25 protein-coding genes are annotated in these 22037 nt (G+C 71.5%); 16 read left to right on the top strand and 9 right to left on the bottom strand.

Translation table 11 applies throughout. The annotated features are described in order from the left end of the window. Positions 1-330: 330 nt before the first annotated feature. Together ABT095_RS11285 and ABT095_RS11290 are read left to right on the top strand one after the other, a co-directional pair. Positions 331-1641, top strand: a complete 1311-nt coding sequence (locus ABT095_RS11285) for a dicarboxylate/amino acid:cation symporter (protein ID WP_350529081.1) — start codon at positions 331-333, stop codon at positions 1639-1641. Between the two features lie 185 nt (positions 1642-1826). After that, entirely contained in the window at positions 1827-2225 is a 399-nt protein-coding gene (locus ABT095_RS11290) for a hypothetical protein (RefSeq protein WP_350529082.1), read from the top strand. Positions 2226-2303: 78 nt separating this feature from the next. Here ABT095_RS11290 and ABT095_RS11295 read toward each other — a convergent pair whose 3' ends face one another. Further along, positions 2304-2510: an Imm32 family immunity protein gene (locus ABT095_RS11295; protein WP_350529083.1), complete on the bottom strand. Its 207-nt coding sequence runs from the start codon at positions 2508-2510 to the stop codon at positions 2304-2306. A gap of 119 nt (positions 2511-2629) precedes the next feature. Continuing rightward, positions 2630-3439: a phytanoyl-CoA dioxygenase family protein gene (locus ABT095_RS11300; RefSeq protein ID WP_350529084.1), complete on the bottom strand. Its 810-nt coding sequence runs from the start codon at positions 3437-3439 to the stop codon at positions 2630-2632. Between the two features lie 155 nt (positions 3440-3594). Between ABT095_RS11300 and ABT095_RS11305 the strand changes: the two genes are divergently transcribed. After that, positions 3595-3960: a hypothetical protein gene (locus tag ABT095_RS11305; protein ID WP_350529085.1), complete on the top strand. Its 366-nt coding sequence runs from the start codon at positions 3595-3597 to the stop codon at positions 3958-3960. Positions 3961-3980: 20 nt separating this feature from the next. Next, positions 3981-4553, top strand: a complete 573-nt coding sequence (locus ABT095_RS11310; protein ID WP_350529086.1) for a hypothetical protein — start codon at positions 3981-3983, stop codon at positions 4551-4553. 133 nt (positions 4554-4686) lie between these two features. Here ABT095_RS11310 and ABT095_RS11315 read toward each other — a convergent pair whose 3' ends face one another. Continuing rightward, positions 4687-4842, bottom strand: coding sequence for a hypothetical protein (locus tag ABT095_RS11315; protein WP_350529087.1), 156 nt, complete (start codon positions 4840-4842; stop codon positions 4687-4689). 173 nt (positions 4843-5015) lie between these two features. Between ABT095_RS11315 and ABT095_RS11320 the strand changes: the two genes are divergently transcribed. Next, a complete protein-coding gene (locus tag ABT095_RS11320) occupies positions 5016-5675 on the top strand; it encodes a 4a-hydroxytetrahydrobiopterin dehydratase (RefSeq protein WP_350529088.1) in 660 nt (219 codons plus the stop codon). Here the strand turns inward: ABT095_RS11320 and ABT095_RS11325 are convergent. After that, entirely contained in the window at positions 5672-6325 is a 654-nt protein-coding gene (locus ABT095_RS11325) for a maleylpyruvate isomerase mycothiol-dependent enzyme family protein (protein ID WP_350529089.1), read from the bottom strand. The genes ABT095_RS11320 and ABT095_RS11325 overlap by 4 nt on opposite strands. Positions 6326-6378: 53 nt before the next feature. After that, on the bottom strand, positions 6379-7227 hold the full coding sequence (locus tag ABT095_RS11330; RefSeq protein ID WP_350529090.1) for an SDR family oxidoreductase: 849 nt from the start codon (positions 7225-7227) through the stop codon (positions 6379-6381). 113 nt (positions 7228-7340) lie between these two features. Between ABT095_RS11330 and ABT095_RS11335 the strand changes: the two genes are divergently transcribed. After that, positions 7341-7850, top strand: coding sequence for a MarR family winged helix-turn-helix transcriptional regulator (locus ABT095_RS11335; protein ID WP_350529091.1), 510 nt, complete (start codon positions 7341-7343; stop codon positions 7848-7850). Here the strand turns inward: ABT095_RS11335 and sigJ are convergent. Beyond that, positions 7847-8728, bottom strand: coding sequence for an RNA polymerase sigma factor SigJ (gene sigJ / locus ABT095_RS11340; RefSeq protein WP_350529092.1), 882 nt, complete (start codon positions 8726-8728; stop codon positions 7847-7849). The two genes, ABT095_RS11335 and sigJ, sit on opposite strands and share 4 nt — an antisense overlap. A gap of 148 nt (positions 8729-8876) precedes the next feature. Between sigJ and ABT095_RS11345 the strand changes: the two genes are divergently transcribed. Further along, on the top strand, positions 8877-10133 hold the full coding sequence (locus tag ABT095_RS11345; protein ID WP_350529093.1) for a pyroglutamyl-peptidase I: 1257 nt from the start codon (positions 8877-8879) through the stop codon (positions 10131-10133). Positions 10134-10274: 141 nt separating this feature from the next. Here ABT095_RS11345 and ABT095_RS11350 read toward each other — a convergent pair whose 3' ends face one another. Next, on the bottom strand, positions 10275-10478 hold the full coding sequence (locus ABT095_RS11350) for a cold-shock protein (protein ID WP_104817891.1): 204 nt from the start codon (positions 10476-10478) through the stop codon (positions 10275-10277). A 328-nt stretch (positions 10479-10806) separates the two neighbouring features. Here ABT095_RS11350 and ABT095_RS11355 point away from each other — a divergent pair, with 328 nt between their 5' ends. The 6 genes from ABT095_RS11355 to ABT095_RS11380 all read left to right on the top strand — a co-directional run bounded on the left by ABT095_RS11355 (position 10807) and on the right by ABT095_RS11380 (position 16620). Continuing rightward, the gene (locus ABT095_RS11355) at positions 10807-11691 is read left to right on the top strand and encodes a menaquinone biosynthetic enzyme MqnA/MqnD family protein (RefSeq protein WP_350529094.1); all 885 of its coding nucleotides are present in this window, start codon (positions 10807-10809) and stop codon (positions 11689-11691) included. Positions 11692-11778: 87 nt separating this feature from the next. Next, positions 11779-12984 (top strand): cyclic dehypoxanthinyl futalosine synthase, encoded by a 1206-nt coding sequence (gene mqnC, locus ABT095_RS11360; RefSeq protein ID WP_350529095.1) that lies wholly within the window; start codon positions 11779-11781, stop codon positions 12982-12984. After that, entirely contained in the window at positions 12984-13583 is a 600-nt protein-coding gene (locus tag ABT095_RS11365) for a hypothetical protein (protein WP_350529096.1), read from the top strand. Before mqnC ends, ABT095_RS11365 begins: the two co-directional genes overlap by 1 nt. A gap of 269 nt (positions 13584-13852) precedes the next feature. Continuing rightward, positions 13853-14404, top strand: a complete 552-nt coding sequence (locus ABT095_RS11370; RefSeq protein ID WP_350529097.1) for a hypothetical protein — start codon at positions 13853-13855, stop codon at positions 14402-14404. Positions 14405-14562: 158 nt separating this feature from the next. Then, positions 14563-15261, top strand: a complete 699-nt coding sequence (locus tag ABT095_RS11375; RefSeq protein ID WP_350529098.1) for a demethylmenaquinone methyltransferase — start codon at positions 14563-14565, stop codon at positions 15259-15261. A gap of 45 nt (positions 15262-15306) precedes the next feature. Next, complete coding sequence (locus ABT095_RS11380) at positions 15307-16620, top strand: geranylgeranyl reductase family protein (RefSeq protein ID WP_502884855.1); 1314 nt, start codon at positions 15307-15309, stop codon at positions 16618-16620. Positions 16621-16682: 62 nt separating this feature from the next. Here the strand turns inward: ABT095_RS11380 and ABT095_RS11385 are convergent, their stop codons facing one another. Next, positions 16683-18167, bottom strand: a complete 1485-nt coding sequence (locus tag ABT095_RS11385) for an MFS transporter (RefSeq protein ID WP_350529099.1) — start codon at positions 18165-18167, stop codon at positions 16683-16685. A gap of 139 nt (positions 18168-18306) precedes the next feature. Between ABT095_RS11385 and ABT095_RS11390 the strand changes: the two genes are divergently transcribed. After that, positions 18307-19296, top strand: a complete 990-nt coding sequence (locus ABT095_RS11390; protein ID WP_350529100.1) for an Lrp/AsnC family transcriptional regulator — start codon at positions 18307-18309, stop codon at positions 19294-19296. Here the strand turns inward: ABT095_RS11390 and ABT095_RS11395 are convergent. Then, on the bottom strand, positions 19293-19955 hold the full coding sequence (locus tag ABT095_RS11395; protein ID WP_350529101.1) for a peptidylprolyl isomerase: 663 nt from the start codon (positions 19953-19955) through the stop codon (positions 19293-19295). The genes ABT095_RS11390 and ABT095_RS11395 overlap by 4 nt on opposite strands. Before the next feature lie 264 nt (positions 19956-20219). Between ABT095_RS11395 and ABT095_RS11400 the strand changes: the two genes are divergently transcribed. Together ABT095_RS11400 and ABT095_RS11405 are read left to right on the top strand one after the other, a co-directional pair. Next, complete coding sequence (locus tag ABT095_RS11400; protein WP_350529102.1) at positions 20220-21137, top strand: DMT family transporter; 918 nt, start codon at positions 20220-20222, stop codon at positions 21135-21137. Positions 21138-21645: 508 nt separating this feature from the next. Continuing rightward, positions 21646-22005: an NADH-quinone oxidoreductase subunit A gene (locus ABT095_RS11405; RefSeq protein ID WP_014137597.1), complete on the top strand. Its 360-nt coding sequence runs from the start codon at positions 21646-21648 to the stop codon at positions 22003-22005. The last annotated feature ends 32 nt before the right edge of the window (positions 22006-22037 follow it).

The raw sequence follows: 22037 nt of genomic DNA on the forward strand, positions 1-22037 counted from the left end.
GGGTGGTTCGTGGCCGCCGCGTCGCTCGGCGCGGCGGCCCTGTTCGCTGCTCATCTCAAACTAGAACTTTGAACTTCTCAAAGCTTTGTTGCTAGTGTGTCCGTCATGACCGCCACCGACACGCCTTCGCAGCAGGGGCCGGGCTTCGTGCCCGCCGCCCGCGCCGCCGCGTGTCCTCGGGGTGCTGCGGGCGCTGTGGCCTGCGTGTGTCGCAGCTGTATGCGGGCGGTACGTCGCGCCTGACGCCCTGCCTTCCGGGTGTCCTCGTCTGCCGTCGTACCGCCGTTTCCGGCCCCCTTGCTCGCTTTCCTCCCCCGGAGTCGCACCAGCATGTCCACACCTCCTGTCCTCAGTGCTGTCCGGAGAACCCCGTTCTGGGCCCAGATCGTCGGCGGCCTCGTCCTCGGCGTCGCGCTCGGCTTCCTGGCCCGCAGCCAGGACATCTCCTGGCTGACCACCACCCTGGAGACCATCGGCAAGACCTTCGTCCAGCTGCTCAAGCTGGCCGTCCCGCCCCTGGTCTTCACCGCGATCGTGGTCTCCGTCGCCAACCTGCGGAACGTCACCAACGCCGCCCGACTGGCCGTCCGCACCCTGCTCTGGTTCCTGATCACCTCGCTGATCGCCGTCTCCATCGGCCTCGGCCTCGGCCTGCTCACCGACCCGGGCTCCGGCGCGGGGCTCTCGACCACCGGCCTCAAGGCACCCGAGGACGCCGGCTCCTGGGTCGACTTCCTCACCGGCATCATCCCGACCAACATCGCCACCTCCTTCGTCGAGGTGAACGTGCTGCAGATCGTCTTCCTGGCGATCGTCACGGGTGCGGCTGTCCTGAAGCTCGGCGAGAAGGCAGCGCCGGTGCTGAAGCTGAGCGAATCCGTCCTGGAACTCACCCAGATCGCGCTGTGGTGGGTCATCCGCCTCGCCCCGCTCGGCACCCTCGGCCTGATCGGCAAGTCCGTCGCCAAGTACGGCTGGGACCTGCTCAAGCCCTTCGCGACCCTGACCATCGACGTGTACGCCGGCTGCGCGCTCGTGCTCTTCGTCGTCTACTCGCTGCTGCTGCGCTTCGCGGGCGGGCTCAACCCGGTCAACTTCTTCCGCGGCGCCTGGCCCGCCATCCAGCTGGCCTTCGTCTCCCGCTCCTCGGTCGGCACCCTGCCCGTCACCCGCCGGGTCACCGAGCGGCTGGGCGTCCCGCGCGAGTACGCCTCGTTCGCCGTCCCGTTCGGCGCCACCACCAAGATGGACGGCTGCGCCGCGATCTACCCCTCGCTGGCCGCGATCTTCGTCGCCCAGGTCTACGGCATCCACCTGGGCATCGGTGACTACCTGCTGATCGCCTTCGTCTCCGTCATCGGCTCGGCCGCCACGGCGGGCCTCACCGGCGCCATCGTGATGCTCACCCTCACCCTCTCCACCCTCGGCCTCCCCCTCGAGGGCGTCGGCCTCCTCCTCGCCATCGACCCGATCCTCGACATGGTTCGCACCGCGACGAACGTGGCTGGTCAGGCGGTCGTGCCGATCATCGTCGCGGCCCGCGAGAAGACCCTCGACCTGGTGGCCTACAACAACCCGACGGGCGACCTCCTCTCGGAGGACGCAGCGGTTGTCGCTGAGAAGGTCGCCGTCGCGGCCTGACCCATGACGAACAAGCCGGGCCCTCTCCGTTGTTGGGGGAGGGACCGGCTTGCTTGCTCATCAGGACAGCGGTGCGGCGCGCTCAAGGTCGGCATCTGCTGATCTCGACCCCGTCGAGGGTGATGGCCTTGGTCCATTCCGGGCCGGGGCGGAGCGGCGGGGACGGCCGTGAAACAGTGGCGCCCATGCTCCTGCCCCGCGAGAAAGCCCACTTCGTCCTGGCCGGGACCCCGCTGCTCCTGCTCGACGGCGCCCCCGTCCACGAGTCGCTTCCGCTGTTGCATGCCCCGGACGGGGAGATGCCGCTCTGTCCTGGGTGGTCCGTAGCTGCGATGGCCACCATGTGCGTTGTGGACGGCCCTGGTGACGCCGGCTGCCTCATCCCCGCGCTCGGCACCTCCGAATCCGACCCTGCCACCGCGCTCGCGTCGCTGGCCGACTGGAGCAGCGCGGTGGAGCGGACCGGCGGCGCGGTCGTCGTCTCCCTGCCCAGCCTCCCCGAGAACCTCGCCGAGCTCGACTGGCCCTCGATCCTCACCGGCGGCGGCGCCCACGGCGGCTTTGTGCCCACGGCCAGGCCCTGACGGCGTCCCGGCGGCCTGAGAGTGTGCCGACCTCCGGCCAGGGGCACGCGACTGTCTGCGCATGCCGCAGCCTTCGGTTCAGACCGTCTCGTTCCGCTCAAGGATGAGGCTTGTCGAACCGGCGACCAGTCTGAGGTCAACCTCAAGGTGCTCGTGGTAGCCGTCGTGGACATCGGCATCTGCCAGCCCGATCAGCCTCTCGGCGAGCTTGCGGAGCCCGGCGGCATTGGCCGTGATCATGACTTCGTGGTCCGTGCCCTGCACCTTGATCCGAGATTCGTCCATGGCGGCACGCTATCGCGCGCGTGGGGGAGCGGTCTTGGCCGAGCACGCTACGGCCGAGCCGGGGGAGAGCCCGGCTTCTTGCCGTTGCCGTCATGCCTGTGGGCGACACCAGGTGCCCGTTACCCCGCTGTCGGAGCGCCGGGGCGGCTCAGGCCGAGGCGTACCGCGCGCTCGACCGGGGTGTATGCGCCGTCGGCGCGGTCGAGGTCGAGTGGGGCGGCCGACATCAGCGGGGGCTGGGCGAGGAACCTCGGCCGGGTGCCGCGGTTGGGCTGGGCGGCGTGGATCAGGAACGGGTGGCAGAGGTAGACGTCCCCGGCCCGCCCGGTGGCGAGCGCCAGCGGGCGGTCGGGGGCATCGAGCCTGCCCGCGGTGTCCATGGTCCGACAGAGCTCCATGCCGTCGACGCCGCGCTCGCCCAGCGGCTCGAGGAAGGCCGGAACGTCCAGGTGCGAGCCGACCTTGATCCGAGTCGGCCCGTGGTCGGCGTCGACGTCCGAGAACAGGAACAGCATCAGCAGCGACCGCTCACGGGAGCGGAGGTTGAGCCAGTACCCGGTCTCCCCCTCCGGCGTGTAACTGGCATCCATGTGCCACCCGGTGTCGCCGGGGTCGTCGGGATGCGGAAAGCGGATGGGGAACGTACCCAGGCCGATGCGGGGCAACCAGCGGCCCGGGCCGACCAGTTGGTCGAAGGCGCCGTGCAGGCGCTCGGTGGTCGCGGCGCGCTGGAACGGCTCCTGCGCGTACCCCCACAGCCTGACGACCGGCTGGGTCCAGCCGGCGGGATCGTCCGGGTCGAGGCCGGTCTCGCGCCACAGGAACGCCCGGCATTCGTCGGCCAGGGTGCGGGGGAAGGCCTCCTCGAGGCGGACGAATCCATCGGAGACGAATCGGTCGATCTGATCCGAGGTCAAGACGTTCTGCATGCTGCTGCTTTCGATCGAAGTCGGTGAAGGCCAGGAACTGCCGTGGGGCCAACGCTAGGAGGAGCGGCAGAGGCCCGACCCGACCTTCCGGGGGCGGCTCCGGTCGGGTCGAGGGCGGCGGGGCGGGTATATGTCAGGCCGGGTAGCTTGCTGCGGTGGACGAGACGACGGTGCCGACGCGAGGCATGAGAGTCAGTGTGCGGACTCGGCAGGACGTGGTGATCGCCGATCCGGAGTTGTTCCTGGCTGCGGCGCGCCAGGCTTGTCGGGAGCTGAATCCGGACGCCGACGAGGAGGCTGTCGCTGAAGAAGTCCGCGATGTCCACGACGCCGTGTTCACCTTGTTGGAGCGTCACGGCGGGCTTGCCGCCTCCTTGCTCGAACCGCAGGTTCTTCCGCGCCAGGACGGGCTCTCTGCAGCGGGCGAGATCATGCGGATCGTGCTCGACGACCCGATGCCCCTCAAGGATTACGGCTGCTTCCTGCCCGAGGATCCCTTTGCACTTCCGCCCGGCGCATGAGGGAGCCAGGAGGTGGCGGCGTGTCGATCGGCGTGGCCATGGTCACTACGGCCCGGGACAGGTTGCGGGCGGGGGCGGAGCCGGCGGTGGTGTGCGGCGAACTCGCTGTGCGGGCGCGGCGGTGGTCGGATGCGGCACTGGCCGTGGGGCTGGCGCGTGGGATCCCGGAAGCGGACCTGCGGAACCGGCTCGGCGCGGAACTGGAGCGGTGGCAGGACGAATTCCGCCCTGGCGAGGAGGAGGATTACGGCAGGCTGCTCGAGATCCATGGCGCGTTCGACGTCCCCAAGCGGCTCGACGAGCGAGAACTGGTCATCGCGGAACACCTGCGGGCCGCACGGGCCGCAATGGGAGGCCTGGGCAGCGGCCACGCCATCAGCCTCTCCCGACGGTTCGTCACGGGTGAACTGGCCCTCGCCTTCGGCACGCTCGCCCGGTTCGGCCCGCGTCAGGGCCGTGGGCGGCCGACAGAGTTCTGGACAGCGATGGTGGCCGCGGGCGAACTGCTGGATCCGACGGACGGGGACGAGCGCGGGACCGTGGCCCAGGCGCTCGACGAGAGCCGGCTGCGCTTGGCCGAATGCCTCCGCTGAGGGCGGCCCGGGCCAGACGCCATGCCGTCCGTCGGCTCATCGGCTGGCACACGGGCAGCTCAACACTACGGGCTGTCCCCGCTGTCGCCGAGCCAAGCCAGGCCGGGGGGTGCTCCCCCGGGGGCGGGTGAGGTCAGGCGTCGGTGCCGGTGTAGTGGAGGACGTCGAGGGCGAGGTGGATGGCGGCGGTGGTGATGGTGGGGCCGTCGGTGCGGGTGTGGCGGCCGGGGTGGTAGCCGAGGCCGAGGAGGGTGCGGACTCCCCGGGTGGCCGCCGCCTCGACCAGCATGGCGGCGGCCGGGGCGCCCAGTTTGGGGGTGAAGACGGCGAGTTTGGTGCCGCGGTGGCGGCCGACGGTTCGGCGCGGTGGGGCATGGGTGTTCGCCTTCGGGGCTCCGCCGGCCGTCGCCGGGCGAAGATCGTCACGTTACCAGTGTCGGGGGCGGGCGGTACGCTGCGCGGATGATCAACAGCGAGGGGGATGTGGTGCGGATCAGGCCGAAGGCGTTCCATGAGGCCATGGCGGCGGCCGGGTGGCGGGTGCTCGGGGAGGGCGGGTGCGCGTACTTCCGGACCGGGTCGTTCGCGGAAGGGGCCCGATTCGTGCAGGAGGTCGCACAGTTGAGCGGGCCCGCGCCGGATGTGGACCTCAGGCCGGACGGGGTGACGGTGCGGCTGGTCACCGTCACCGAGGAGTACTACGGGCTGACCGAGGCGCATCTCGAACTGGCCCGGGAGATCTCGGCGTTGGCGGAGAAGTTGGGCCTGCGGGCCGATCCGGCGGCGGTGCAGGGGGTGCAGGTCACGCTGGACGCGCTGGGTGACGGGGTGCTGCCGTTCTGGCGGGCGCTGCTCGGGTACGAGCTCCGGGCCGGCAGCCCGGAGGACTTGATCGATCCGCGGCGGCGGGGTGCGCCGTTCTACTTCCAGCAGATGGACGAGCCGCGCCCGCAGCGGAACCGGGTGCACGTGGACGTCTGGCTGCCGTACGACCAGGCCGAGGCGCGGATCGCCGCCGCCCTGGCCGTCGGCGGGCGGCTGGTGACGGACGAACACGCGCCCGGCTACTGGGTGTTGGCCGATCCGGAGGGGAACGAGGCCTGCGTCGGCACCTGTGGCTAGCGAGGGAGCGGGGCGCCGTGCCACTGCCATTCGGTGCGGCGGGGGTGGCCCGGCAGCTCCGCGCGGCCGGTGGCCCAGCGGAGGGTGAGCCAGGGGGCGTGGCCGGTGGGGGCGTCCGGGAAGAGGCGGTGGAGCACCCGGGTGCAGAGCCCGGCGGGGGGATCCCAGGGCAGGCCGAGGCCTTCGGCGAGATCGTGGGTGTGGGCCAGCGCCTCGACCACGGCCATGGCGGTGAAGCCCTCGGGGTCGGAGCTGCCGTACGAGTGGAAGGCCAGGGTGGTGGGCGGGGCCGTCCGCACCATCGCGCCCAGGATGGCGCCGCAGGCCTCGAAGACCTGGAGCAGCCCGGCGGGGCCGGCCGAGCGGTCGGCCCGGATCGCGTTGGCGGGGGCGCCGGCCCGCACCTGGGACCACGCGAAGGGGACGTAGCCGTCCTGCGGCGGTTGCTTCGGGCCGAGTTGGGCCGCGTAGCCGAGGAAGCCGTCGCTCAGGTGCTCGACCGTCTCCCAGCAACTCCACTCCAGCGACCCGGCCTGCCCCTCCCAGGCCTCCGGTGGCGCGGCCCGGAGAGCGGTGAGGGTGAGCCGGACGGCGAGATCGAGGTCGTCCGGGGTGACGCGCTCGGGGGAGAAGGGCGAGGTTGGCTGCATGGCAGGACCGTACCGCGCGGATGATCACCGGTGCGGCGGATTTCCGGCGGGGTTCAGGGGGTGGCGAATGCGGCGGCGTTCTCGGTGGCCCACTGGCGGAAGGTGCGCTCGGGCCGGCCGAGCAGGGTGCGGGTGGTGTCGGCGATCGGGGCCGGGCCGGCGCAGGCGGCGGCCCACAGGGCCAGCAGTGAGGCGACCATCGGGGCGGGCATGAAGCGGCCCAGCTGCTGCTCGGCCTCCGCGTGGGTGATCGTCTCGACGGTGATGTCGCGGTCCAGCACCTCGGCCAGGACGGCGAGTTGCTCGCGGAAGGTGAGGGAGTGCCCGCCGGTGAGGGTGACGGCGCTGCCCCGGAGGGTGGTGCCGGTCAGCGCCTCGGTGGCGATGTCGGCGATGTCCTCGGGGTGGACGGCCGCTACCTGGGCGTCGGGGTAGGCGAGTTGGACGGGGTGGCCCTGGCCGATGGCGCGGGCCCAGCCGAGGGCGTTGCTGGTGAAGGCGTCCGCCCGCAGGAAGGTGCTGGGCAGTCCGGAGGCGGCGAGCGCGCGCTCGACCTGGAGGCTGTGCGAGGCGAGCGGGTCGGTCTCGGCGCCGGGCGCAAGCACCGAGGAGGAGGAGAGCAGGACGACGTGCCCGACACCGGCGGCCCGGGCGGCTTCGGTGAAGGCGGCGATGCCGGCGGGGTTGGGGTAGAGGAAGACCTGGCGTACGCCGTGCAGGGCGGCGGCGAAGGTCTCCGGCCGGTCCAGGGCCAGTTCGGCGGTGCCGACGACATGCCCGTCCGGGACGGTGAGTTCGGCCGGGCGGGCGCTGGCGGCGCGGACCGCGAGGCCGAGGCTGTGCAGGCGAGTGATGACGGCCTGGCCGATCCTGCCGCGCGCGCCGGTGATGAGAACGGTCATGGGAACCCCCGGGAAGTCGATGTCTGCCGAAGCAAGGACATATGCATGCTGACATGCATATAATTGTGAGTCAACACATGCCTTCGGATGTCCATGGACCTACCATGAGCCGCATGACGACGAACGACGCGCCCGCACCAGCCCCGGCCGGGGCGCCGGGTGAGCTGACGGCGGAGGAGCTGCTCGACGCGGTCGGCCCGGCGTTCGGCAAGCTGCGCCGCACCTCGCTGCTGGAGGTCGAGAACCCGATCTCGGCCAAGGACCTGAGCCGCACCCTGGTGCTCGGCCTGGTCCAGGAGCACACCCGGGACTCCGAGAAGGAGGTCACCGTCGGCGCGGTCGCCGAGCTGCTCGGGGTCGACCCCTCGGTGGCGAGCCGGATGGTCACCGACAACATCAAGGCCGGCTACCTGCTCCGGGCCGCCTCCCAGCAGGACGGCCGCCGCACCGTCCTGCACCTCAGCCCGGACGGCGTCGAGCTGATGGCGCGGTTCCGCCGCCACCAGCGCGAGGCCTTCGAGTACATCACCGCCGACTGGGCCGAGCGGGACCAGCTGGAGTTCGCCCGGCTGATGCTCAAGTACGTCGGCTCACTGGACGGGTTGAAGGACCGCCGGGGTTAGGGCCTGTCCGCCAGGAACGCGGTGTCCAGGCGGGCCAGGCGGGCCGGGTCGGCGAGGATGTCGATCTGGGTGATCCGGTCGCCGGTGACGGTGAAGGCGAGGACGGAGAAGAGGCGGCCCTCGGGGGCGGCGGCGATGCCGAGGGTGCCGTTGACCAGGACGGGGCGGGAGGCCGCGGCGAACCGGGCGAACATGAGGGCGTTCGAGGCGACGGCGTGGGCGCCGCGCAGTTCGCGGTTGGTGCCGAGGGCGAGTGCGCCGTAGTCGGCGCGCAGCAGGACGTCCGGGTCGAGGACGGCCAGCAGGGCGTCGAAGTCGCCCTCGCGGGCGGCGGTCTGGAAGGCGTCGACGGCGGCCCGCTGCCGTCCGAGGTCCGGCCTGGGCGGGGCGGCGGAGCGGACCCGGCGGCGGGCGCGGGTGGCGAGCTGGCGGGTGGCGGCCGGGGACTTGTCGACCACGGCGGCGATCTCGTCGAACGGCACGGCGAACATGTCGTGCAGTACGAAGGCGAGCCGCTCGGCGGGGGAGAGCGAGTCGAGCACCACCATCAGCGCCAGGCCGAGCTCGTCGGCCAGCAGGGCGTCGTGCTCGGGCCCGTCGACCCGGTCCAGGATCGGGTCGGGTACGTGCACTCCGAGCAGGTCCTCGCGGCGGGAGGTGCGGGAGCGCAGCAGGTCGAGGCAGATCCGGCCGACCACGGTGGTCAGCCAGCCCGCGAGGTTGGCCACCTCGGTGACGTCGGTGCGGCTGAGCCGCAGCCACGTCTCCTGGACGGCGTCCTCGGCCTCGGCGAGCGAGCCCAGCATCCGGTAGGCCACCGCTCGCAGCTGCGGGCGGTGGGCCTGGAAGCGCTCGGCCAGCCGGTCGTTCTCGGTCACGTGCACATCCTCGCGTCTCGGTCCGTCATGGCTATGACGTTCGGGAGCATCCGGTTGTGACAGCGGGCCGCCGTCGGAGGGCGGTCGAACACAACTGGGCATCACCGAAACGGTGTTGAGCATGCGTCAATCATGTAATGTCCACGTCATGAAGTCTTCTCGGGCTTGGTCGCTCGTCGGTGTGTCCCTCCTGGCGAGTCTGGTGCTCCCGGTCTCCGCCGCCCGCGCACAGGGTGGCGACTGTCTGTCCGTCCGGTCGCCGGTGGTCGACGTCGAGCAGCAGCGGCTGGCCGACCCCCGGACGGGTCTGCTGATCGCGGCGGGTGGGCTGACGCCGTTCGTCGAACGCTTCCCGGCCGCGCTGTGCGGTATGCGCTCCGCCGGGGAGGCGCGGGAGTTGGTGCGGGTCTGGGGGTCGGCGCTGTGGCAGTCGGCCGTCCGGCGGGCGCAGGGGCCGGGCGGTGGCTCCCTGGCGGCGGGGGACGACCGGCCGCTGTACTGGGCCCGGCTCGCGCTGGACCGGCAACTGGACGGCTGGCAGCCGGAGTTCGCGGTGGACGCGGCCGGGCTGCGGCAGGACTTCGAGGACGCCTCGCGAGGGCTCACCGACAACGACTTCCGGGGTACGCCGGGGGTGCGGCGGCTGTTCATCAGCGGGTTCGACCCGTTCGGCCTCGATGCCGAGCTGCGGCGGGCCAACCCCTCGGGGTCGGTGGCGCTGAGCTTGAACGGGCGGCGGGTGACGCTGGCGGACGGGGAGCGGGTGGAGATCCGGGCCGTGGTGCTGCCGGTGCGGTACGCGGACTTCGACCGGGGCATGGTGGAGCGGGCGTTCGGGCGGCGGATGGCGCCCGGGCCGCGGTCGGCCGACCGGATCACCACGATCAGCCAGGGCTACCCGGGCAAGTTCACCCTGGAGGCCTGGGCCGGGCGGGCGCGCTCGGCCGATCCGTACCCCGACAACGAGGGTGCGCTGTCCGGCGGCACGTACCAGAGCCCGGTGGTGGCGCCGGGGATGGGGCCGGGGGCGGAGTTCATCGAGACCTCGCTGCCGACGGCCGCGATGACGGCGGCGGTGCAGACGCCCTGGCCGGTGCTGCTGAACACGACCGTCTCCGAGATCCCGGCGGGCGGCGGCGCGACGGTGGACCGGGAGAACGGGCCGACGCCGGGCTCGCGGGCCGTCGAGGGCGGGGGCGGCGGGTACCTGTCGAACGAAGTCGCCTACCGCAGCAACCGGTTGCGGCTCGAGCTGCGGCCCGACCTGCCGGGCGGGCACCTGCACACGCCGGTGCTCACCGGGTTGCCGGCCGATCCGGCGCAGCTGACGGGCGCGGAGTTCGAGGCGAACGAGGCGGCGATCCGGGCGGAGGTGCAGACGCTGCTCTCGGCGGAGTGGTCGTAGTACGAGGCAGGGGGCCCGCCAGGTCCGATCCGGACCGGCGGGCCCCCTTGGTGTTTCTCGTCATGCTCTGGTGACGGCCCCGGACGGCCGTCGGCGGACCCAGTCGGGGTCCTGAGCGATCAGATCATCAGAGGAGATGAATCAGATGGGGGTGACGTTCTCGGCCTGCGGGCCCTTCGGGCCCTGGGTGACGTCGAAGTTCACCTGCTGGTTCTCCTCCAGCGAACGGAAACCGCTCGCGTTGATGGCGGAGTAGTGGACGAAGACGTCGGGGCCGCCGCCATCCTGGGCGATGAAGCCGAAGCCCTTCTCAGCGTTGAACCACTTGACGGTTCCCTGAGCCATGCCGTTCTCCTTGCGAGGGACGTATTGGACACCACACCGTGTGGCATCCGGTCCGCTGCGCTGATCGCCCCGCCTCCGGAGTGGGTCCGGAGTTTTTCGATAATGCTGAAAAACTACGAAAAGCCCGCGGTTACATGCTCCGCAGGCTTCAAGTACTGCAAGGGGAATCAAACTGCAACTGGATGGAACGGTAGCACGCGAGGGCGGGGCCGACCAGGGGTCTGAGAAGGCGCGGCGCGAGTGTGTCGAGTCCCGGATGAAGGGCCTCGGGGGCCTCGGGCATACCCTGCGGGGAGGGTACGAACAGCGGGTATGTAGGGAGTACGTGGTGACCGGTCGGGATGCGGGTAGCTCGGTGGCGATCAGGCCCAGGGTCGGACATATTCAGTTCCTCAACTGCGTCCCGCTCTACTGGGGCCTGGGCAGGACGGGCAACCTGCTGGACCTGGACCTGACCAAGGACACCCCCGAGAAGCTGAGCGACCAGCTGGTCGACGGCCGGCTCGACCTCGGGCCGATCACCTGCGTGGAGTACCTGCGGCACGCCGACGAGCTGGTGGTGCTGCCGGACATCGCGGTCGGCAGCGACGGCCCGGTGATGTCCTGCGTGATCGTCAGCAAGCTGCCGCTGGCCGAACTCGACGGCCGGAAGGTCGCACTGGGGTCCACTAGCCGTACGTCCGTGCGCCTCGCGCAGTTGCTCCTGGAGGAGCGCGAGGGGGTCAAGCCCGAGTACTTCAGCGCCCCGCCGGACCTCGAGGCGATGCTCGCCGACGCCGACGCCGCCGTGCTGATCGGTGACCCCGCCCTGCGCGCCACCCTCGAGCAGGACCGGCTGGACGGCCTGACCGTGCACGACCTCGGCGCGATGTGGAAGGAGTGGACCGGGCTGCCGTTCGTCTTCGCCGTCTGGGCCGCCCGCCGGGAGTACGTGGACGCCCACCCCGAGCTGGTCGCGGCCGTGCACCGGGCCTTCCTCGAGTCCCGCGACCTCTCGCTGGCCGAGGCCGCCGAGGTGGCCGAGCACGCGGCCCGCTGGGAGTGCTTCGACGCCCCGCTGCTCGAGAAGTACTTCAGCGAGGCGCTGGACTTCTCGCTGGGCGAGCGCCAGCTGGCCGGGATCGCCGAGTTCGCCCGCCGGGTCGGCGCCGACAGCGGCTTCGCCCCGGACGTCCGGGTGACGCTGCTCGAGGGCGCGCCGGTCGCGGGCTGAGGGGCTGAAAAGGCGGCGGGAGGGCCTGGCGTAGGCTGGGCGGGCGTCGCAATCCGCTTGATCTTGGACAGAAAGAAGGCCCGCCCGGTGTCCGAGCACCCTTCCGCCGTTGACCTGCAGGCCGTCCTGGACCGGGCCGCCGCCGGTGGCCGGATCACCCCGGAGGAGGCGCTGGAGCTCTACCGCTCCGCGCCGCTGCACGCACTGGGCTCCGCCGCCGACGCCGTGCGCCGCCGCCGCTACGCCGGTACCGAGCACATCGCGACGTACATCATCGAGCGGAACATCAACTACACCAACGTCTGCGTGACGGCCTGCAAGTTCTGCGCCTTCTACGTCGCCCCCAAGAGCGACAAGGGCTGGTCGCGCGATCTGGACGAGATCCTGCGCCGCTGCGCCGAGACGGTGGAGCTGGGCGGCACCCAGATCATGTTCCAGGGCGGGCACCACCCGGACTACGGCGTGGAGTACTACGAGACCGCCTTCTCGGCGATCAAGAAGGACTTCCCGCAGCTGGTGATCCACTCGCTCGGGGCCTCCGAGGTCGACCACATGGCCCGGATCTCCAAGGTCTCGGTCGAGGAGGCCATCACCCGCATCCACAAGGCGGGCCTGGACTCCTTCGCGGGCGCCGGCGCCGAGCTGCTGCCCGAGCGCCCCCGCAAGGCGATCGCGCCGCTCAAGGAGTCGGGCGAGCGCTGGCTGGAGATCATGGAGGCCGCCCACGGCCTGGGCGTCGAGTCCACCTCCACCATGCTGATGGGCACCGGCGAGACCAACGCCGAGCGGATCGAGCACCTGCGGATGATCCGCGACGTGCAGGACCGCACCGGCGGCTTCCGCGCCTTCATCCCCTACACCTACCAGCCGCAGAACAACCACCTGAAGGGCTCGACCCAGGCCACCGTCTTCGAGTACCTGCGGATGATCGCGATCTCGCGGCTCTTCCTCGACAACATCGCCCACATCCAGGGCTCCTGGCTCACCACGGGCAAGGAGGCCGGCCAGCTCTCGCTGCACTACGGCGCCGACGACCTCGGCTCGGTCATGCTCGAGGAGAACGTGGTCTCGGCGGCCGGTGCCAAGCACCGCTCCAACCTGACCGAGCTGATCCACCTGATCCGGGCCGCCGACCGCGTCCCCGCGCAGCGCTCGACCACCTACGAGCACCTGCGGGTCCTGGACGACCCGGCGAACGACCCGGTCGACCCGCGGGTCGCCTCGCACATCGCCTCCACCGCGATCGAGGGCGGCACCGCGCACCCCGAGCTGAAGATCCTCTCCACCACCTGATGCTCACCCTGCATCGGGCCGGCCTGCTGCTCGCCGACCCTTCGGGCGAGCCGGTGGCGGACGGTGCCGTACTGGTCGAGGGCGACCGGGTGGTCGCCCTCGGGCCGTACGCGCCGGTCGCCGGGGCGCGCGAGCGGGTCTGGGGCGGGCTGCTCACGCCGGGGCTGTGCAACCCGTACGGGCAGTGGCTGTTGGAGACCGCCTACCACCCGGACCCGCGGGAGGAGCTGGGCGAGGAGCCGCTGCTGCTCGACGGCGAGCTGGACGAGACCCGGCGCGGGGGCAGCGCGCGGCGCGGGCTGCAGCGGATGCTCGGGTACGGGACGACGGCGGTGGCCGGGCCGTTCACCTCTGCTGCCGTACGGACCGCCGTGGCGCGGTCGGGGCTGGTCTCCTTCGGCGGCGCCGGGGAGCGGGGCGGCTTGGACCCGCTGGCCGGGGCCGGACTGGCGGCGGCGGTGCACCGGCCGCTGACGGTCGGCGGGCGGGCGGACTTCGCGGTGTTCGCGGTCGGGTCGGTGGCCGAGCTGGGCGAGGCGGGGGCCGGGAGCTGTCTGGCCACCGTGCTGGGCGGGCGCATCCTCTACCGGCGACGGTGAAGCTCTCAAGGTGAGGCTGTGAAAGCTTCGGGCGGCGTGGTCCGATCATCGGGCCGGGGTCCACAGGCAAATGGCTGACAGTCGGCGGGTTTCCTGCTGAAGAGCGGCCAGCATCTGTATTGGTCATACAAACTGATGGATGCTCGCCGTGACCTGAGGCACCGCCAACGGTTACGATCCGGATCAGCCATCCAGCCGTGGGGCCGTCCCCCGGGCGGGTGGTCACCTCACCACCGGGCCCTCCCCAGGCCCATGCCAGGACAGGAACCATGCGACCCGCTCTCCGTCCGCGCGGCCCGAGCCTCGGCCGAGGCTGGTACCTCGCCGCCGTGCTCAGTGCCGCGGTCGCGGTCGGCATGTGCCTGCTCGGCTGGCGCCAGGCCGACCAGGCGGACCGGATCGCCGCCAACCCCGTCCGGGTCCAGGGCACCGTGACGCAGCTGCCGGCCGGCAGCGCGACGTACAGCGCCGTGAGCTACCGGGCCGATGGGCAGCAGCGGACGGCGGCGGACCTCTGGCTGCCGGGGGACGTGAAGGTCGGGGACTCGATCTGCCTGGAGCACGCGGCCAGAGACGCCGGTGCCGTGCGGGTGTGCGGCGAGCGGTACCCGCAGCCGGTGGGCATCAGCCTGGCGCGGATCAGCGTGCCGGTGGCCCTGCTCCTCTTCCTCGGCTGCGCCTACCGGATCTGGCGCCACAACCGCAGCACGCCCCGCGCCGGGCGCCCCCGCGTCACCATCGCCTTCGCCACGGAGGGCATGCCGGCCCTGACCCACGGCAAGCGCTCCCGCCGCCGCAGGCGGCGCCGCGCCCTGCGCTGAGACGTGCTGTTGCACCGTCGGGGGGCAGCACCCGCAGGGGCGCGAGGAACCGCGCGACCAGCCGTGTGCGGCATGCTGCCCACCGCCTCGCGCAGTTCCTCGCGCCCCCAAACAGGTGGTGCAACTGAGCGCCGGAGGCCAGTGCATAGGATGGCCGGGTGACCCGAGCCTCTCTGGACAAGCAGCCGCACGAAGTCGCCGCGATGTTCGACGACGTCGCGGCGAAGTACGACCGTACGAACGATGTGCTCTCCCTCGGTCAGGCGCGGGCCTGGCGCCGGGCGGTGGCGGATGCGGTGGACGCCGGGCCCGGGCAGCTGGTGCTCGACCTGGGGGCCGGGACGGGCACCTCCTCGCTGCCGTTCGCGGCGGCCGGGGCACAGGTCGTGCCGTGCGACTTCTCGATCGGGATGCTCACCGAGGGCAAGCAGCGCCACCCCGAGCTGGCGCTCACCGCGGGCGACGCCACCCGGCTGCCCTTCGCGGACGACTCCTTCGACCGCACCACGATCTCCTTCGCGCTGCGCAACGTCCAGGACACCGACGCCGCCCTGCGCGAGCTGTACCGGGTCACCAAGCCCGGCGGCCGGGTGGTCATCTGCGAGTTCTCCACCCCCACCTGGACGCCGTTCCGGACGGTCTACACCGAGTACCTGATGCGGGCCCTCCCGCCGGTCGCCACCGCCGTGAGCAGCAACCCGGACGCGTACGTCTACCTCGCCGAGTCGATCCGGGCCTGGCCCGACCAGCCGGCGCTGGCCGCGAAGCTGCAGGAGGCGGGCTGGGGCAAGGTCGCCTGGCGCAACCTCACCGGCGGCATCGTCGCGCTGCACCGGGGCACCAAGCCCGCTGCCTGAGTTACCGTCAGCCCAAATTCCCACCCCAGCAGGAGTGTGCCCACCGTGTCCCAGACCACCGTCGAGCCGGCCGGCGAGACCAACGAGACCGTGGAGAGCAGCGCGGACGTCATCGTGGTGGGTGCGGGCCCGGCGGGCTCGACCACCGCGTACTACCTGGCGCAGGCCGGTCTCGACGTGCTGCTGCTGGAGAAGACCGAGTTCCCCCGGGAGAAGGTCTGCGGCGACGGCCTGACACCGCGCGCCACCAAGCAGCTGGTGGACATGGGCATCGACGTCTCGACCGAGGCCGGCTGGCTGCACAACAAGGGCCTGCGGATCATCGGCGGCGGCGTCCGGCTCGAGCTGGACTGGCCGGAGCTGGCCTCCTTCCCGGACTACGGGCTGGTCCGCAAGCGGGCCGACTTCGACGAGGTGCTCGCCCGGCAGGCGCAGAAGGCCGGCGCACGGCTGTACGAGAAGTGCAACGTCTCCGGGCCGGTGCTCGACGACCGGACCGGCCGGATCACCGGTGTCACCGCCAAGCTGGGCGAGGACAAGCGCCCGGTGGTCTTCAAGGCCCCGCTGGTGGTCGCCGCCGACGGCAACTCGACCAGGCTCTCGCTCGCCATGGGCCTGCACCGCCGGGAGGACCGCCCGATGGGCGTCGCCTACCGGACGTACTTCACCTCGCCGCGGCACGACGACGACTACCTGGAGTCCTGGCTGGAGCTGTGGGACACCCGGGGCGGGCAGCGCAAGCTGCTGCCGGGCTACGGCTGGGTCTTCGGCATGGGCGACGGCACCTCCAACGTGGGCCTGGGCATCCTGGACTCCTCGCCCGCCTTCGGCGAGCTGGACTGGCGCGAGGTGCTCAAGGCCTGGTGCGCGAGCATGCCGGCCGAGTGGGGCTACACCCCCGAGAACATGACCGACCCGATCCGCGGCGCCGCGCTGCCGATGGCCTTCAACCGGCAGCCGCACTACACCCGGGGCCTGCTCCTGGTCGGCGACGCCGGCGGCATGGTCAACCCCTTCAACGGCGAGGGCATCGCCTACGCGATGGAGTCCGGCCAGATCGCCGCCCGGGTCATCTCCCAGGCCCACGCCCGCGTCACCCCCGGCGGCCGGGAGAAGGCCCTGCACGCCTACCCCGCCGCCCTCAAGGACGTCTACGGCGGCTACTACACCCTCGGCCGCGGCTTCGTGAAGCTGATCGGCAACCCCAAGATCATGCAGCTCGCCACCCAGCGCGGCCTCACCCACCCGATGCTGATGAAGTTCGTCCTCAAGCTCCTCGCCAACCTCACCGACCCCACCGGCGGCGACGCGATGGACCGCATCATCAACGGCCTGGCGAAGGTCGCGCCGAACGCCTGAGCCGGCTCTGCGAAAGGCCCCGCCGTGGCTACGGCGGGGCCTTTGTGCGCGCGTTCACGAGCTCAGCCCGCGCGGACCGGCTCCGGGGTCGTGGGGACGAGGTGTGCCGGAGTGGGGCGGCGGACCAAGGTGAGGACGGCGGCTGCGCCGAGCAGGCCGAGGAGGCCCGAGAGCAGGAAGGCGTCCCGCAGGCCGGAGGCGAAGGCGGTGTGCACGGCAGGGGCCGCCTCGGGCGTACGGCTGATCAGGGCGCCGGCCTGGCCGCCGGTCAGCAGGCGGGCCGGGATGCCCGAGGGGAGGGAGTGGCTCAGGCCGGCCTGGAAGACGGCGCCGAGGACGGCGATGCCCAGGGCGTTGCCCAGCTGGCGGGCGGTGTTGAGGGCGCCGCCGGCCATGCCGGCCCGCTCCGGCGGGACGGCTGCCATGGCGGCCGCCGCCATCGCGGGGGTGGCGAGTCCGACCCCGGCGCCGGTCACGGCGAGGCCTGGGACGAGGACCGTCCAGGTGGAGTCGGCGCCGATCAGGGTGAGCAGCAGGGCGCCCAGCCCGATCAGCACCAGGCCGCCGCCGACCGTCCAGCGGGCGGGTGCGTCGTGCAGCTTCTTGCCCGCGACACCGGCGACCACGAAGGCCGTCACGCTCATCGGCAGCATGGCGAGGCCGGCCGTCACCGGGCCCATGCCCCGGACCGACTGCAGCCAGAGGGAGACGTAGACGAAGTAGGAGAAGGCGGCGACGGAGAGCAGCAGGCCGCCGGCCATGATCCCGACGAAGGCGGGGTTGCGGAACAGCGCGAGGTCGAGCATCGGCCGCTTGCTGCGCGCCTCTATGAGGATGAAGGCCAGCAGCGAGAGCGCGGCGAGGGCGAAGAGCCCGAGCGTGGTGGTCGAGCCCCAGCCGTTGTCGCCGACCCGGATCAGCGCGTAGGTGACCGAACCGGCGGCGAGGGTGAAGGTGAGCAGGCCGGGCAGGTCCACCCCGGTGCCGTGCGGGTTGCGGGACTCGCGCACCACCTTGAGGGTCAGCGCGATGGCGGCCACGCTGACCGGCAGGTTGACGTAGAAGATCCAGCGCCAGTCGAGGTGTTCGGTGAGCAGCCCGCCGAGCACCGGCCCGGCCGCGGCGGCCGCGCCGTTCACCGAGCCCCAGACGCCGAAGGCGATGCCCCGGTCCCGGCCCTGGTAGGCGTGGCTGAGCAGGGCCATGGTGGTGGCGAACATCGCAGCGCCGCCGATGCCCTGGAGGCCGCGGAAGGCGATCAACTGGGCCGGGCCGGTGGCCAGTCCGCAAGCCAGCGAGGCGGCGGCGAAGACGACCAGGCCGGCCAGGTAGACCTTGCGGCGCCCGATCCGGTCGGCGAGCGAGCCCGCGCCGAGCAGCAGGGCGGCGAGCGCGAGGGCGTAGATGTCAAGCACCCACTGCAGGTCGGCGAAGGTGGTGTGCAGGCTGGTCGCCATGTCGGGCAGGGCGACGGTCACGATGGTGACGTCCACCAGCAGCATGAACGCCCCCAGGCACACCGCGGTCAGCGGCAGCCACTTGCGCATCGGCCTCTCCTCGGTCGCGGGCCGGGGCAACCGCTGCCCCGGGCGGCTCCGAAGGTCTCACCCGCTGCCGGTCGTGGCCCATCCAGAGCCCCTGTGATGGCGGAATCCGACAGGGGAGAGGGGTGTGATGATGGAAAGCATGGACGAGGTGGCGGAGCTCGACGAGCTCGACAAGGCCGTGGTGCAGGCGCTGATGGTGGACGGCCGGGCCGCGTTCAGCCGGATCGCCGAGGTGCTGGAGGTCTCCGACCAGACGGTGATCCGCCGCTACCGGCGGCTGCGCACCGAGGGCCTGCTGCGGGTGGTCGGCCTGCCGCTGGGCGAGAAGGTCGGCCTGTACCAGTCCTGGCTGCGGGTGCAGTGCACCCCGGACGCGGCTCTCACGGTGGCCGACGGACTGGCCCGGCGGCCGGACATCTCCTGGGTGACGCTCAACTCCGGTGGTACGGAGATCCATTGCATCGCCAAGGCCCGTACCCGGCAGGACCGGGACAGCCTGCTGCTGCAGAAGCTGCCGGGCACCCGGCGGGTGACGGGCATCTCGGCGCACACCGTGCTGCGGATCTTCATGGGCGGTCCGGGCCTGTGGTCCGGGCTCGACGTGCTGCGGCCGGACCAGATCGCCGCGCTGCGGCGGCCGGTCGACCACGGTGGGCCCAAGGTGCGGCTGGACGGGGCCGAGCTGGCCCTGCTCGCCGAGCTCGGGCGGGACGGGCGGACGGGCCATGCCGAACTCGCCCGTGCCACCGGGCTGTCCGAGTCGACGGTGCGGCGCAGGCTGGAGCAGCTGCGGGCCGAGGGGGCGCTCTACTTCGATGTGGAGATCGACCCGCAGCACTTCGGCTACCGCACCCAGGCGGTGCTGCTCGCGACCGTGGCGCCGTCCGAACTGGCCGCCGCCGGTGCGGCGTTGAGCAGTCACCGGGAGGTGCCGTTCGCCGCCGCGATCACCGGCCCGGCCAACCTCCTCGCGGTGGTGGTCTGCCGGGACGACGACGCACTGTACGAGTACCTGACCAGCCACATCGGCGCCCTCTCCACCGTCCGGCAGCTGGAGGTCGTGCCGGTGCTGCGGACGGTGAAGCGGGCGGGCATGCTGATGGACGGCGCGCGCCTGGTGGATCCCTAGCGCTTGATGGCCACCCGCTTGATGTCCACCTTGAGGTTCGGGAAGCCGTCGCCGGGGTTGTTCTGGTCGTCCTCGCCGCCGGCGGCGATCTTCTGCAGCACGTCCAGGCCGGCCGTGACCTTGCCGAACGGGGTGTAGGCGGGGGAGAGCTTGGTGTCCTTCCAGACGAAGAAGAACTGGCTGCCGTTGGTGTTCGGGCCGGCGTTGGCCATCGCCACCGTCCCGGCGGGGTAGGTCGCGCCGGTGAGGTTCTCGTCGGGGAAGGAGTAGCCCGGGCCGCCGCTGCCGGTGCCGGTCGGGTCGCCGCACTGCAGCACGTATATCCGCTGGGTGGTGAGGCGGTGGCAGTGGGTGCGGTTGAAGTAGTCGTGCTCGGCCAGGAAGCGGAATGAGAAGGTCGTGCACGGGGCCTTGTCGGTGAGCGCCTGGAAGGTGATCGAGCCCTGGCTGGTCGCGAGCGTCGCGTGGTAGGGCTTGGCCGCCTTCTTGGCGTCGAAGACCGGGATGCCCTTGAAGTTGTCGGCGGGCACCGCCGGGGTGTACGTGCAGCTCGCGGTGGCCGGCGCCGTGGTGGCGGGGGCGGCGGCGGCCGTCCCGACCGAGGTGGCCAGCGGCAGCGTGGTGGTGGCGAGCAGCAACGCCCAGTGCTTGAGCTTCACTTGGCAGATCCTCTGCGGCGAGTGGGGCGGATTGTCATGACCAGTCACCTGTGCCCCGTGGGGCTGGAGCGCAACCCTGTGACATTCCGGGCAGGGCGTACGCGACTTGACATAGCCTGATCAATCCAGTTGATCACTGGCGGTGACGGGGGAAGAATTGCCACGCAACCCCTGTGTTCGCCGCACAGTCCGGCCGCACACCCGCCGGTGAGCACCGTCCAAAGGCGTACGGGCGCTTCCCGCATTCACGCCCGGAGGGCACTGATGCGTAGTCAGACCACCCGAGACCTCCCCCTGCTCGCCGTCGCGGTGGTCTGGGGCTCCAGCTTCCTGGTCCTCAAGCAGGTCGCCACCCAGGAGACGGCCATCGGCACGCTGGTGCTGCGCTTCGGCATATCGGTGCCGTTGCTGGCCCTGTTCGCCTGGCGCGGGCTGCGTACGCTGCGCTGGCGGGAGTGGGCCGGCGGCGCCTCGCTCGGCCTGATCCTGGCCGCGATCTTCCTGATGGAGACCTACGGCGCGATCCACACCTCGGCCACCAACGCCGGGCTGATCGTCAGTCTCACCATGGTCTTCACCCCGCTCGCCGAGAGCGCCGTGCGGCGCACCGCGCTGCCGAAGGCCTTCCTCGGCGCGGCGTTCATGTCCGTGGTCGGCGTCGCGCTGCTCACCGGCGGCGGCTTCCAGGCGCCCAAGTCCGGTGACCTGCTGATCCTCGGCTCGGCGCTGATCCGGACGGTGCACGTGCTCGCGATGTCCCGGGCGAAGTGGATCAAGGGTACCGACGCGCTCAGCCTCACCTGGCTCCAACTCGGCACCGCTGCGGTGGTGTTCGCACTGGTCTCGCCGTTCGTCGGCGCCTCGCCGCTGGCCGTGGCCCGCTCCTACGGCGCTGCCGAATGGGCCGGACTGCTCTACCTCGCCCTGCTCTGCACGCTGTTCGCCTTCCTGGTGCAGATGTGGGCCGTCCGGGCCACCTCGCCCTCGCGGGTCAGCCTGCTGCTCGGCACCGAGCCGCTCTGGGCCGCCCTCTTCGGCACCGCGCTCGGCGGCGACCGGCTGAGCATCCTCGCCCTGTTCGGCGGGGTGCTGGTGCTGGCCGGCACCGAGTGGGGCCGCCGCGCCTCCGCGCCGCCCGCCCCGGCGCCGGCCGTGCCCGAGCGGGAGCCCGAACTGGTCTGACCCCGCCCCTGCTGCCCCCGCCGCCCCCGCCGCCCCCGCCGTCACCCGACGGCGGGGGCGGCGTCGTTTCCGGCCGCGTCGACCGCTTGTGAACGAAAGGTCAAATGGCCGCCAGCAGCCGTCCACCCGGGAGGGTGAGGCTCTCTATCACGTCAACCTGAGTCCCAGAAATTTGCCGTGGGCGCATGATCATTGATATAGCGCAAGGCCGTTGACCAGCCGCTTCGGAAGCGAATGCGACAGTATGTGGTCATTTGCCTGCACTGCGTGGATAGTTCGCGACTTGATCGTCTTGGTGATCGTTTGCGAGGTGGTGCAGATCACAAAGATCGTCCAGAACTGCGTGTCGCAGATCACAAGCCGACGGGCATAGGATGCGCTCGTTCCCGGCCTTGTGAACTGCCTCACATGGGGTGGATCTCGGGAACCGGATCACAGGGTCGACGTAGCGTGACCCGATGGTTCCGAACTGCAGTCAGGGACGACTGGACGGAGGGAGCGGGGGCTCATGAATGCCTACGCGCCGATCCTCGTACTCGGTGCCATCGCGGCGGCGTTCGCGGTCGGCTCCGTCGTGATGGCCTCACTGACCGGCCCCAAGCGGTACAACCGGGCCAAGTTGGAGGCGTACGAGTGCGGTATCGAACCGACCCCGCAGCCGGTGGGCGGCGGCCGGTTCCCGATCAAGTACTACCTCACGGCGATGCTCTTCATCGTCTTCGACATCGAGATCGTCTTCCTCTACCCCTGGGCCGTGAGCTTCGACGCCCTGGGGATCTTCGGGTTGGTCGAGATGCTGCTCTTCATCGCCACCGTCTTCGTCGCGTACGCCTACGTCTGGCGGCGCGGCGGTCTGGAGTGGGACTGACACCCGCGCCCAGCTTGTGAACGCGGGGGCAA

This window comes from Kitasatospora sp. NPDC002227 (assembly GCF_040296285.1).
GTDB lineage: Bacteria > Actinomycetota > Actinomycetes > Streptomycetales > Streptomycetaceae > Kitasatospora.